General features: G+C 39.3%; 11 protein-coding genes and 1 other annotated feature. Of the genes, 1 reads left to right on the top strand and 10 read right to left on the bottom strand.

The genetic code is table 11. The annotated features are described in order from the left end of the window. Positions 1-122: 122 nt before the first annotated feature. Positions 123-2,528: a penicillin-binding protein 1A gene (locus tag CI949_RS09920; RefSeq protein ID WP_290765837.1), complete on the top strand. Its 2,406-nt coding sequence runs from the start codon at positions 123-125 to the stop codon at positions 2,526-2,528. A 74-nt stretch (positions 2,529-2,602) separates the two neighbouring features. Here CI949_RS09920 and CI949_RS09915 read toward each other — a convergent pair whose 3' ends face one another. The 10 genes from CI949_RS09915 to infC form a co-directional block, all read right to left on the bottom strand. Beyond that, positions 2,603-4,978 carry an endonuclease MutS2 gene (locus CI949_RS09915; protein ID WP_290765835.1) on the bottom strand — a complete coding sequence of 792 codons (2,376 nt, stop codon included), beginning with the start codon at positions 4,976-4,978 and terminating at the stop codon, positions 2,603-2,605. A 67-nt stretch (positions 4,979-5,045) separates the two neighbouring features. Next, positions 5,046-6,791, bottom strand: coding sequence for a DNA polymerase/3'-5' exonuclease PolX (gene polX / locus CI949_RS09910; protein WP_290765833.1), 1,746 nt, complete (start codon positions 6,789-6,791; stop codon positions 5,046-5,048). Between the two features lie 63 nt (positions 6,792-6,854). Further along, positions 6,855-7,346 (bottom strand): CvpA family protein, encoded by a 492-nt coding sequence (locus tag CI949_RS09905; RefSeq protein ID WP_133529959.1) that lies wholly within the window; start codon positions 7,344-7,346, stop codon positions 6,855-6,857. Beyond that, a complete protein-coding gene (locus CI949_RS09900) occupies positions 7,347-7,697 on the bottom strand; it encodes a cell division protein ZapA (protein ID WP_133529958.1) in 351 nt (116 codons plus the stop codon). A 72-nt stretch (positions 7,698-7,769) separates the two neighbouring features. Further along, on the bottom strand, positions 7,770-10,211 hold the full coding sequence (pheT, locus tag CI949_RS09895) for a phenylalanine--tRNA ligase subunit beta (RefSeq protein WP_243733926.1): 2,442 nt from the start codon (positions 10,209-10,211) through the stop codon (positions 7,770-7,772). A 97-nt stretch (positions 10,212-10,308) separates the two neighbouring features. Continuing rightward, positions 10,309-11,334: a phenylalanine--tRNA ligase subunit alpha gene (pheS, locus tag CI949_RS09890; RefSeq protein ID WP_133529956.1), complete on the bottom strand. Its 1,026-nt coding sequence runs from the start codon at positions 11,332-11,334 to the stop codon at positions 10,309-10,311. A gap of 67 nt (positions 11,335-11,401) precedes the next feature. Continuing rightward, positions 11,402-11,625: a binding site (T-box leader), on the bottom strand. 43 nt (positions 11,626-11,668) lie between these two features. After that, complete coding sequence (locus CI949_RS09885) at positions 11,669-12,478, bottom strand: RNA methyltransferase (RefSeq protein WP_133529955.1); 810 nt, start codon at positions 12,476-12,478, stop codon at positions 11,669-11,671. Between the two features lie 4 nt (positions 12,479-12,482). After that, on the bottom strand, positions 12,483-12,842 hold the full coding sequence (gene rplT / locus CI949_RS09880) for a 50S ribosomal protein L20 (protein ID WP_076546106.1): 360 nt from the start codon (positions 12,840-12,842) through the stop codon (positions 12,483-12,485). Positions 12,843-12,905: 63 nt separating this feature from the next. After that, positions 12,906-13,100 (bottom strand): 50S ribosomal protein L35, encoded by a 195-nt coding sequence (rpmI, locus tag CI949_RS09875; RefSeq protein ID WP_133529954.1) that lies wholly within the window; start codon positions 13,098-13,100, stop codon positions 12,906-12,908. An 82-nt stretch (positions 13,101-13,182) separates the two neighbouring features. After that, on the bottom strand, positions 13,183-13,707 hold the full coding sequence (infC, locus tag CI949_RS09870) for a translation initiation factor IF-3 (protein ID WP_365941459.1): 525 nt from the start codon (positions 13,705-13,707) through the stop codon (positions 13,183-13,185). Positions 13,708-13,711: the final 4 nt, after the last annotated feature.

Below are 13,711 nucleotides of genomic sequence, written 5' to 3'. Positions count from 1 at the left end.
CTCAGGGGGAGGGATTCCTGCATTTTATGCAGATTCCTAACCTGACAATTATGATAACTATTAATATTTTTAAAAAAACTATTAGATTTGACGTAACGATTTTATTGACGGGAGGTAAAGTAATGAAGAAAAGAACAAAGGCAATATTTTTAATATCTTTTTTATTAATTTTTGCCCTGGGAACAGGCGCTATCCTGGGTGCTGTCACCTGGATTATTCAGGACACTCCTGATATTAGTGGTTATAAAGGTTCAAGCGAAGCAACTTTAATTTATGATTCAGAAGGTGAACTTTTAACAAAATTATTTAAGGAAAATAGAGTTTATGTTCCCCTGGAAAGAATGCCGGAAAATTTGAAAAATGCAATAGTAGCGATTGAAGATACTAAATTTTATGTACACCACGGTATTGATTTCTGGGGAATTGGTCGAGCAATGATCAATAATATAATGAAGGGAGATCTGACTGATCAGGGAGCAAGTACAATTACCCAGCAGCTGGCAAGGAATGCTTTTTTAACTCTTGATAAAAATTATCTGCGTAAAATTAAGGAAGCATATCTGGCAATCCAGTTTGAACGACTATATACCAAATCTGAGATTTTAGAAATGTATCTAAATGAAATATTTTTAGGTCACAGTGCTTATGGAGTTGAAACAGCTTCTCTGCAATATTTTGGTAAACATGTCTGGGAACTGGATCTAGCAGAATCAGCTCTAATTGCTGGTTTACCGCAGTCGCCGAATAATTATACTCCTCTGCGTTATCCAGAACGGGCAATTAGAAGAAGAAATGTTGTTTTAGACAGAATGTATGAACTGGGATATATTACCAAAAGTGAAATGCAGCAGGCAAAAAATGCTGAATTAAATTTAGGGACTGTAGAAGAAACTGAGGAAGATATAGCTCATTATTTCACTTTATACGTTAGAGATCAATTAATTGATCGTTTTGGGGCTTCAATGGTCTACAGTGGGGGATTAAAAGTACATACCACTTTAGATCGCAAAATGCAGGTATTAGCAGAACAGACAATTAAAAATAAGATTGAAAATGGCTTTATTCCTTCTTTTCAGAGCAATCAGAACGAAAAATTACAGCCTCAGCTCTCTTTGGTTAGCTTAGATGTAAATAATGGTGCCATTAGGGCAATGATTGGTGGTCGAGGAACTGACCAATTTAACCGAGCCTATCAGGCTGTTCGTCAGCCGGGTTCAGCTTTTAAACCATTTGTCTATTCTACTGCTCTAATTGAGGGTGGGTATACAACAGGAAGTATAATTAATGACTTACCTATGCTGGCTTCCGAAAGCGGTAAAGGAAGTGATTTGAATATCTGGCCTAGAAATTATGGTGATCGCTATCGAGGTTTGATTAACTTGAACACTGCCTTAACCAATTCGGTTAATGTTGCCGCTGTTAAACTAATTAAAGATGTTGGTGTTAAAAATGTCATCGATTTTACAGAAAAGCTTGGTATTTCAACCCTAACCAAAAATGACAGCCTTGCTGACCACTATTCCCTGGCCCTGGGAGGCTTAAATCGGGGAGTTACCCCTATTGAAATGGCTGCAGCTTACAGCGTTTTTGCAAATAAAGGAATCTATTCTGAACCACATGCAATTACTAAAGTTTATGACAAACATGATAATTTAATCTATGAAGCACAGCCTAAAAGTAAAGTTGTTATGTCTCAAGAAAATAGTTATTTAATTAAATCGATGTTAAAAAGTGTTGTTGATAATGGAACAGGTCGCCGGGCTCAAATGAACCGCGATGTGGGGGGGAAAACAGGTACAACTAATGATTATACAGATGCCTGGTTTGTCGGCTTCACTTCTCAAATTGCAACAAGTGTCTGGATTGGTGAAGACAGCAACCGCTCAATGGAATATGATGTTAAAACTGTTGGAAGTGGTGAGGCGGCCCAGATCTGGGGAGATTATATGCGAGAAGCTGTCAAAGGTATGCCGGTAATTAATTTTCAAATGCCGGATAATATTATACAGGTTGATGTTGGACCTTATACTGGACTGCGCCCTAATCAATATTCGCCAAGAATTGATGTGCTGCCTTATATCAAAGGTACTGAACCCACTAAAAAAGAAAGTCTGCACGGTCCTGTCGAAACAGTTCGTGTTGACCGCAAAAGTGGTCTGCTTGCAACAGTAAATTGTCCGAAAGATCAGGTAGAAGAAAGACATTATATCTCTGATTCTGGCATCAGAATTGGACCTACTCAGAAATTATTTAAAGAACAAAATGCTAATAAAAATTCTGAAGAGCTTGTACGAGGTACTTACACTGTCTCAGCCGGGGAACCAGTACAGAAGATAGATCATGAATATGGGTTTCCCAAGATACAGCGGAATGGAAATCCAACTTATGAAACTAAACCTGATCGATACTGCAACCTTCACCCCTCTAATTCAGCAGTAAGTCAAAAGCAGGATTCAGCTTCAGATGCTGAAACTGAAGAAGAAAAGGATCCGATTAGAAGCCTTTTTGACATATTCGGTAATGACTAATGATTAAAAGATTAATTTATCCAAAAGGGATTTCTCCTAAGTTTAGGAGAAATCCCTTTTGCTAATTAATAAGCTTATTTAATTTTAACAATTGTTACTCCCATACCGCCCTCTTTTTGTCTGCCGAGACGGTAATCTTCAACATGAGAGTTCTTTTCCAGCACCTCTTCTACTGCCTGACGCAGGGCACCGGTTCCTTTGCCGTGGACAATTTCTACTTCATTTAAGCCGGCCAGAAATGCATCATCAAGATATTTATCCACCTTGTACTGAGCAGCTTCGTACCTTTCGCCTCTGAGATCTAGTTTGGGAGAAACATGCTGAGATTTTTGCACTCTGTAATTTTTAAGCTGTTTTTCTTCGTTATCCTCAGGAATATCCACCTTAACCAGATCGGCCAGGGAAGCGGTAACCTGCATAATTCCTGCCTGAATCTGAGCTTCCTTCTTATCCTGATCAAGGGCAGTAATTTCTCCTTTACGGCCAATACTGCGGACTCTAACCTGATCACCAACTTCAAAATCAGCTGCAGATACATTTTCTCTTTCTTTTTCATTTTCTGTTTCTAAAATCTGACTTAATTCTTTTAATTCCTGGTTGGCAGATGTCTGAGCCCGGTCAACCTCAGAGCGCTGGGTATAATCCTTCTGCTTCAGATCAGAAATTATCCGTCTGGCCTCTTTTTTAGTTTCTTCGACAATTGCTTCCGCTTCTTCACGGGCAGTTTTCATCTCTTTATCGTGTTTTTCCTGCTGCTCTTCGATCATCTTTTCGTATTTTTCTTTCAGCTCTTTTTCGCGATTGCGGTATTCTTCCATTTCCTGCCGCAGCTTTTGGTAGCGGTTGCGCTCCTGATTTAATTCATTGATAATATCTTCAACTTTTATTTCTTCTTCACTTAACAGTGTTCGGGCACGATCGATTATCTCCTGCGGAATACCAAGTCTGAGGGCAATCTCAAAGGCATTGGAGCCCCCGGGGACACCCATGATCAATTTATAGGTTGGTTTTAAAGTTTCAAGATCGAATTCAACCGAAGCATTTTCTACTCGATCAGTTGTATAGGCATAGCTTTTCAGCTGACTGTAGTGAGTAGTGGCAATGGTAATTGCATTTTTTTGCTGGAGTTTTTCCAAAATAGAAATACCAAGTGCTGCTCCTTCTTCCGGATCAGTACCAACTCCAAGCTCATCCATTAAAACCAGAGTTGAATCATCTGATTCTGCCAGAAACTCTCTGATCCTGTGCATATGAGAAGAAAATGTACTTAAGCTCTGTTCAATACTCTGTTCATCCCCGATATCTGCGAAGATCTTTTTAAAGACAGCCACAGTAGAATTAGCTGCAGCTGGAATATGGAGACCTGTCTGAGTCATTAGAGTTAAAAGGCCAACAGTTTTTAAAGCTACTGTTTTACCACCAGTATTGGGACCTGTAATTACTAAAGTGGCAATATCATCCCCAAGTTTGAGGTCAATCGGCACCGGCTCTTCTTTTAAAAGTGGATGCCGGGCCTGGTTAAGCTCTATAACCCCTTTTTCGTTAATTTCCGGGGCATTACAGTCATAATCAAGACTGAATTTTGCAGCTGCAGTAATACTGTCCAGCCTGCTTAAAATCATTAAGTCTCTTTTGATAATCTCCTCATCCTGGGCTATTTTGGAACTGAGCATCTGCAGAATACGCTGAATCTCTGCTGTTTCTTTGGCTCTGACCTCCCTCAACTCATTATTTAAACGGACCACTGCCATCGGCTCCATAAAGAGAGTTAAACCACTTGCCGACTGGCCGTGAACAATTCCATCAAAGTTATTCCGCTGCTCCTGTTTAACAGGGACAACATAGCGGTTTTCTCGCCGGGTCACAATACTTTCCTGCAGCATATCCTGATAGTGTTTACTTTTAATGATTGAGTCAAGTTTATCGCGGATTGAATTTTCAATTGAATCAATTTTTGAACGCAGAGATTTTAATTTGGCACTGGCATCATCTGCAACTTCGCCATATTCATTGATACAGCGGTCAATTTCCCGGGCCAGAGCCGGTCTGCTCTGTAAGTCTGCACATAAATCATAAATGATCTGATATTCCCTTTCAATTATCCTGGGGTCAAGATCTGATTGAATGCTGTCTAAATAGCGCTGCAGCTCGGAAACTCCCCTGAGGGTGCTTCTTACTCTGCTGATCGCATCTGTGGACAGCACAGACCCCTTAGCAGCTTTTTTTAAGTCCTGTCTGATGTCACGCACTCCACCAAAAGGAGGAGTAGAAAATTCAGCAATCATTGACTTCAGGGCAGTAACTTCTGCCAGTCTTTCCTTAATATAATCACTGTTATTAACAGGTTTTAAATTCTCTACAATTTCTTTACCAATTTTTGTTGCTGATCTCTCAGCGGTCATCTTAATTATTTTATTATATTCAAGTACTTCCAGACTGTGTTCTTTCAACTTAAATACCTCCGGAATTAATTTTTATAAATCTTATTTAAACCTGAGCAGCTGAATAATTTTCAGCTCAGGTATTTTTCTTTTTTTGCTTAAAAAACTCAAGCAGCTCTGCTGCAGAAAATGTATTGATTACATCTTCTTTTTCCAGCCAGCCCCGGCGCGCAGTTGCAACTCCAAGCTCCATATCACTATATTCCTTATAGTGGTGGGCATCAGTATTGATTGAAATTTTGCCGCCGGCCTTTTTAACTTTACGGGCCCATTCTGCATCAAGGTCCAGCCTCTGCGGTGAGGCATTAATCTCCAGCGCAGTACTGCTGGCTGCTGCAGCCTCAATTACTTTTTCTAAATCAACTGCATAGGCCTCTCTGCCTCCCAGCATTCTGCCCCTTGGATGACCAATTAAATTAACATGGGGATTTTCTACAGCCTTAATTATCCGCTCTGTCATCTTTTCCTCTTCAAGATTAAAGTAGCTGTGAACTGAAGCAATCACGAAATCCAGTTGATCCAGCAGCTCATCTTCAAAATCAAGCTCTCCATTTTTAAGAATATCAACTTCAACACCCTTAAAAATTCTAAAATCCTTTATTTCCTGATTCAGCTCATCAATCTCCTTCAGCTGCTCTTTTAACTCTGCAGTGGACATTCCACTGGCCACTGTCAGGGATTGAGAATGGTCTGTCACAGCAATATACTGATAACCCTGCTCTTTAGCTGCCTCTGCCATTTCTTTGATCGAAAAAGCACCATCACTGTAGCGGGAATGAAGATGGAGGTCACCTTTTATATCCTCCAGTTGAATACTTTGAGGCAGCTCTCCCTTTTGAGCAGCCTCGATCTCACCCTGGTCTTCTCTCAGCTCAGGAATTATATAATCCAGTCCCAGAATTTTAAAGATATCTGCTTCAGATTCAATTTTCTCTTTGCTGCCGTCTTCTTTAAAAAGCCCGTATTCACTCAGCTTTAAATTATGATCTTTTGCCAGCTGCCTCATCCGCACATTGTGGGCCTGAGAACCTGTAAAATAGTGGAGTGCAGATGGGAATTCCTCACTGCTGACCAGTCTGAAGTCGGTCTGGACACCCTGATCAGTTCTGATGCTGACTTTGGTATCTCCGGCACCAATTACCTCAGCACTAAAATCCAGATTTTTAATTATTTTTGAAAGTTCTTTCGGACTGGAAGTAGCGATCAAGATATCAAGGTCACCGGTCAGTTCCTTTGCCCTCCGACTGCTGCCGCAGATTTCAATTTCTTCGACAAGCTCCGGCTCAACTTCAGTTTTAATTGTCTCTATGATTTCCCGGGCTGTTTTAATAGCCTTAGCCAGGATAATTTTATCAACATATTTTTCGTGATTTTTTAAGGCTTTTAATAATTTCTCTTCTGATTTTTTGCCAAAACCTTTAAGTTCCTGTACCTTTCCTGCCTTTAAAGCTTCCTCCAGTCCAGTTAAATCTTCAATTTCTAACTCATAGTAGAAGCGGTGGGCTGTTTTGGGCCCCAGACCCTGAATATCTGTCATCTCAATAACTCCCGGCGGCAACTCGGCTTTAATTGCTTCCATTTCTTCGATCAGACCATTTTCAAGCAGCTCATTGATCGACTCTGCAATCCCACTTCCAATTCCTTTAATATCCTTTAATTTGTCCTCTGCTGCCAGCTTTTGAATATTATCTGAATAGGATTCAATCTTCCTGGCGGCATTGGTATAGGCTCTAATTTTAAAATCATTTTCTCCCTTAATTGCCATTAAATCAGCAAATTCTGCCAGAATTTTTGCAATTTCTTTATTACTCATTTCCTGCATCCAAACACCTCTTTCCTCTCTTCCTGAAAAATTCAATTAAAACGCTAAAAGGCCATGAAAATTTCATGGCCGAAAAATTTCTTCAATCTTTGATTGTATTAAGGGTGATGCTTCTATAATTCTTTTTGCCAGAAATGATTCTTCTAAAACCTCATTAATTTTTGCATAGGGAATCTGGGCCATAATCAAAATCAATAAATAGACAATGATCCCAGCTTTTACCAGACCGAGTAAAAAACCTAAGGCATGATCAACCGGCTGCAGAAAAATAGCGTCTACAATTTTTTTTAAGGTAATCCCCAGCACATGAATAACTATATTTACAACAATGAAAATTACCGCAAAAGAAATAAACTGCAGCAGAGAACTTGAAAGATCTAAATGTGGTTCTAAAAACTGGGTAAAATACTCATACTGTCTGACTGCTACAAATAAAGCAGCCAGCAGTCCAAGTATAGTACTGGTTTGGTCTATAAATCCTCTTCTAAAACCATTATAGGCGAAAAAGAGAAAAATTACTAAAATAATGATATCGAGGAAGTTAATGATATCCAATTATTCTACCTCCTCGAGTAGAGTATTTAATTCCTCATTCTCCTGCCGCAGTTTTTTTAGTTCCTGATGTAAACTCTGATTGGCTTCTTTTAGCCTTTCTTTTTCTTTGCTCAAATCAATACACTGACTGCGCAGTTTGAAATATTCGTCTGCCAGATTAATCATCGTCAGGTGAGATAAACGCCTAAAAGGTAATTTAGGATAGGCATTTTTAATCTCCCTGCCGGTTTTTTCAACATGGTCTGCCAGTTTATTAATATATTCTTCACTGAACTCTCCGGTCACAGTAAACTGATCTCCCAGAATATTTAGTTTGAATTTTTTCTTATCTTGATTTTTATCCTTAATCATTGGCAACATCTCCAGCTTTAGTAGTCTACTTTATTATATTCATTACAAAAGACAAAATTCCTGCCTGAAATCTTAATTTCCTCTAATTTCTGCAGAATATTCTTTTTTGAGATGTTTTACTATCTGATTAAAACGCTCATTTACTTCCTGATCGGTTAAAGTTCTATCGTCTGCCTGGAACTTAAGTTCAAAAGCAGCACTCTTATAACCGTCTTTAATCTGATCTCCCTGATAAATGTCAAAGAGCTCCAGACCTTTTAGCATCTCTCCACCCTGAGCTTTAATTGCCTGGTGAATATCTCCAACAGCTATCTCCTCAGCCATAACTATCGCTAAGTCTCTAGCCAGCACAGGATATTTGACCAATTTTTGATAATTATAACTTTTTTCTGCTGTTTTTTCAAATATAAAGTCCAGATCCAGCTCAAAAATTGTCGCTCCTGCCGGCAGATTGTTCTGATCAGCAAGTTCCGGATGAATTTCACCTATAAAACCAAAGGTCTGAGTCTCATCATATTTAATCTCAGCTCTGCGTCCGGGGTGAAGAAAATCTCTATTGTCATTATCGGGAATAAAGCTGACTTTATCCAGCTGAATTCTTTCAAAAAGCATCTCCAGCACACCTTTTAGCTCAAAGAAATTTGGTGCACCCTGCTGCCATAAATCTGAATTCTGACCGAAAATTCCACCACCCAGCATGTTGAGCTCCTCAGGACGGTTACTGCCACCTTTATTTCTAAAAACTGTTCCTGTTTCAAAAACAGCCATTTCTGAGCCCTGACGGCGGGCATTGGAAGATAAAACATCGACTATTCCCGGTATCAATGTAGTTCTTAAAATTCCAAAAGCCTCACTCAGCGGATTTTTAATGCTGACAAATTTAGCATAATCCTCAAATTGAGTTAAATTTAAATCCTGATAGCTCTTTTTATCCTGAAGACTGTAGGTTATCACCTCATCCAGTCCTCCTGCCTGCAGCAGCTCTTTTACCCGGGCTTCAAATTTCTGCTGTGGGCTTCTCTTACCGCGCTGTTTGGAAATAGGTCTGGTAGAAGGAATTTTATTGTAACCGTAAACTCTTGCAATCTCTTCTACTAAATCAGCAGCCTGCTCCACATCAGTTCTAAAGGAAGGGACTGTAACCTCAAATTCTCCTGCTTCAGCAGCAGCTTTAACTTCAAAACCGAGGCGCTCCAGACTTTCCTGAACCTCTTCAGCTTCCAGCTCGATCCCTAAAAGTTCATTAACGCGATCTGTTGTTAGAGTAATTACTGCTGGCTCATATTTTAACGGATAATTATCGATCACACCGGGTACTACTTTAGCTCCATCACACTTTGCCAGCATCTGACAGGCACGATTATTGGCCTCAATTACCTTTTCTATATCCACCCCTCTTTCAAAACGGTGGGAAGAATCAGAGTGCATTCCTAATTTTTTCGCAGTTTTTCGGATGCTGACCGGGTTAAAGTAGGCGGATTCTATTAAAACATCGGTAGTTTCTTCTGTAACCTCAGTATTGGCACCACCCATAACACCACCAACAGCCACTGCTTTTTCTGGATCAGAAATTACGAGCATCTCATCATCTAAAACTCTTTCTTCCTCATCCAGGGTGAGCATCTTTTCTTCAGCTTCTGCCCTGCGCACAATAATCTTGCCATCTTTAATTTTATTAAAATCAAAGGTGTGTAGGGGCTGATTGTATTCCATCAAAACAAAGTTAGAAATATCAACTACATTATTGATCGGTCTAATTCCAGCTGCTTTAAGTCGGCGCTGAATCCACTCCGGTGACTCTTTGACCTTAACATTTTTAACCAGACGAGCGGTGTAGCGGGGACATAAATCAGGATCTTCAATCTCCACCTCAACATAATCATTAATTTCGCCCAGCTCCTCTGCTTCCTCAAAAGAGATAGGAGGTGTGATTAGATTTTTTTCCTGAGCATATAAAGACTTAATTTCGCGTGCTACTCCCATCATTCCCAGACAGCGAGCATAATTGGGTGTTAGATCAAGTTTGAATACATAATCATCCAGCCGCTTATATTTAAGGAAACTGCCCCCTAAAGGAGCATCATCAGCTAAAACCATAATCCCTGCAGCTCTTTCTTCCTGCAGTCCCAGCTCATCTTTAGAGCAGATCATTCCCTGAGACAGCTGACCTCTAAGCTCAACTTCTTCAATCTTCATTCCATTGGGAAGAGTTGTTCCTACTGACGCAAAAGGAACAAGCTGTCCTGCTTCCACATTGGGAGCTCCTGTCACAACCGGAATCAGCTCCTCATCTGCTGCGGTTTTTACCATACAGATCACAAGTTTATCTGCATCAGGATGTTCTTTGATCTCTTCAATTTTTGCAATAACAATATCTTCTAAACCTTCTCCTAAGTACTCTACTCCTTCAACTTCCAGTCCGGCCATTGTCAGCTTTTCTGAAAGGTCTTCCGGAGTAAAATTTATATCGATATATTTTTTTAACCAGTTATATGATATCTGCAAATTTATCATCCTTTCTTTTGATCAGTCTTTATTTTATCTAAAAAGTTGCCGTATATATTTCTTTTTAATTAACTTAAATCAAAAAACTAAATTAATTTTCTCTTATTTAAAACTGATGTAAAAAGCGCTTATCGTTTTCATACAGAACTCTGATATCATCAATTCCATATTTTAATAAGGCAAGACGATCCAGACCAACACCAAAGGCAAAGCCGCTGTAAACATCACTGTCATAACCTGACATTTCGAGCACATTAGGGTGAACCATCCCGGCACCCATAATCTCCAGCCAGCCTGTTCTGGAACATAAGGGACATCCTTCTCCACCACAGACAATACAGGAAACATCTACCTCTGCACTCGGTTCAGTGAAAGGGAAATAGCTGGGGCGGAACCTTACATCACGGTCCTTGCCAAATAAGGCTTCTACAATTAATTCGATTGTCCCCTTTAAATCACTAAAAGAAATATCCTTATCAATTACCAGCCCCTCAGTCTGATGAAAAATCGGGGAGTGAGATGCATCTAGTTCATCAGAGCGGTAGACTCTACCGGGTGCAATAATTCTCACCGGCGGCTCCTCAGCTTCCATGGTTCTGACCTGAACTGGAGAAGTGTGAGTTCTCAGTAAGTAGTGGTCATCGATATACAGGGTATCCTGCAGGTCACGAGCCGGATGATGGGCCGGAATATTTAAAGCTTCAAAGTTGTAATACTCGCTTTCTACCTCCGGTCCTTCTGCAATATCAAAGCCCAGACCAATAAAGATATCTTCCAGTTCTTTAGTCACCAGAGAAAGAGGGTGAGAGCGTCCTGCTTCAACTTTTGACCCCGGCAGACTGACATCAATTTTTTCAGCCTGAAAGCGCTTTTTGGCAGCTTCTTTTTCCAGTCTTTCCTTGTGCTCACCAAGCCAGCTTTCAATTTTACCCTTTAAAATATTAGCTTCTTTTCCTACAACCGGGCGCTGATCAGCATCAATTTTCCCCATTTTTGAAAAAACTGACTGAATCGCTCCCTTTTTACCTAAGTACTTAATTCTCATTTCCTCTAACTGATTAAGACTTGCAACCTCTTTTAATTCTGCTTCTGCTTCTTTTTCAATCTTTTTTAGATCATCTAGTAGATCCAAAACTAACACCTCCATATTTATTTATGTAAAAATAATTTTTACTCTCTAAAAACAAAAAATCCCGCCCTAAAGGGACGAGATACCGTGTTACCACCCTGATTATCCCACCAAATGGTGGAATCACTTTATTTGTTAACGAAAGCAATTAGCTTCCGGAAAAGCCTACTTAATTTATTCAGCCCTCAGCTCCAGAGTGAACTTCACTAAAGTAGATAATTTAACTGCTTTCAGCAGCTGCAGTTAATCTCTTTAAAAATCTTTTTTAGCTACTCTCTCCTTCTCAGCCTTTATTTATTTAATTCTTTTATGATTATACCACAGAAAGAAAATCAGCTCAACTATCTTTTTTTAAGCTCTGAGATAGTATTTCAAAAGAAATAACTGAAGCTGCAACTGCGGCGTTTAATGACTCAATTTCTCCAGCCAGTGGTATTTTGATCTTTGCAGTAGCTTTTGCCAGCAAATTCTGATCCAGACCATTGGCCTCATTGCCAATCATCAAAATTAATTTATCCTGATACTGGTGCTCAAAATGATATTCTTCTGCCTCAATATCTGCAGCCAGCAGTTCATAGTCAGCTGCTTCAGCCTCAATTTCTGCCAGGAATTCCTTTTGACTCAATTTCTGCCGGATTGGGATAGAAAAAATTCCACCCATTGTTGCTCTAATAACTTTTTGATTGTAGATATCAACAGATCCCTTAAGAGCAATAATTCCGTCAAAACCTGCAGCAACTGCTGTCCTGATCATTGTTCCCATATTGCCGGGATCCTGAATTCTGTCCAGCAGCAGAATTTTATCAGCCTGGCTGTAAAAATCGTCTCCACTAAACACAGACTCATTGACTACAGCTAAAATCCCCTGGGGATTAACTGTTGAAGCAGTTTCCTTTAAAAGCTTTTCTTCCAGATAGACAAACTCTGCCTTTAATTTTAAATCAGCCAGCAAGTTATCATTCTCAGCTGATTTAAAAAAAGCAGGAGTGAGAAAGACCTGGTTAAAATCTGCTCCTCCTGCTAACGCAGCCTCAATAAGCCTCTTGCCTTCCAGAATAAAGACACCTTCTTTGCGTCTATTTCTGCTCCGGTAGAGCTTATTTAGATATTTTACTTTATCATTTTGAGAACTGCTGATTATTTCCATTTAATTAATTTCCTAACTGTTCTTTTGCTACATCAACTAAGTCAGCAAAAGCATCAGAATCATTAACTGCCAGATCAGCTAACATCTTACGGTCGATTTCAACCTCTGCCTGTCTTAAACCATTAATGAAACGGCTGTAAGATAGACCTTCGTTTCTAGCTGCTGCATTGATTCTGGTGATCCATAATCTTCTAAACTCTCTCTTTTTATTTCTTCTATCTCTATAAGCATAATGTAAAGACTTCATTACCGCCTGATTAGCAGGACGATATAACTTGCTGCGGGATCCAAAATATCCCTTAGCCATCTTTAAAACTTTTTTTCTACGCTTGCGCGCCTTATTTCCTCTTTTTACACGTGGCATCTTAAATGACACTCCTTCCAGTAATTTAACATTTATTATTATAAATTATTTTCTTATTTTAGTTTATCCATGTAGTAACTTTTTGTAACGCTTTTGATATGACTTGCTCAATAACTTAGCTTTGCGTAAACCTCTTTTTCTGTTTCCGGATTTCTTGGTTAAAATATGACTGTGAAATCCTTTGTGATGCTTGAGTTTACCATTAGCTGTAGTTTTAACTCGCTTAGCAATTCCTTTGTGTGTTTTTTGCTTTGGCATGATTTAACCTCCTAAGACTGTAATAATTGTGGATATTTTTAAAATAGCTGATTAAATCTATCTTAATCAGTTATTTAATTGACTACTGCTTATCACTTTCGGGAGTTAGAAACATCATCATATTTCTACCTTCCATTTTCGGCTTGCTTTCTACCTTACCAATATCTTTAGTCTGTTCGATCAGACGATCCATCAGATCATAACCAAGCTCTTTATGCATCATTTCTCTTCCTCTAAAACGGATTCTAACTTTAACCTTATCCTTATTGTTGAGGAAACGGCGGGCCTGCTTCAACTTAACATTGAAGTCATGATCTTCAATCTTAACTCCCATCTGAACTTCCTTGACATTCATTACATTCTGATTCTTTTTGGCTTCTTTTTCTTTTTTAGCCTGTTCATACTTATACTTTCCATAATCCATAATTCTGCATACAGGTGGATTAGCCTGTGGAGCAACTTCTACTAAGTCCAAACCCTGTTCTGCGGCACTATCCAATGCATCATTCAGCGACTTGATACCAATTTGCTCTCCTTCTTGATCGATCAGACGAACCTCTTTTGCTCTAATGCGATCATTAACTCTTAAATCATTAACGATATTTATGCAC

It is taken from the genome of Halanaerobium sp. (genome assembly GCF_003070835.1).
Note: the sequence above shows the minus strand (reverse complement) of the source record. Positions and strands in the feature narration are given on the sequence as shown.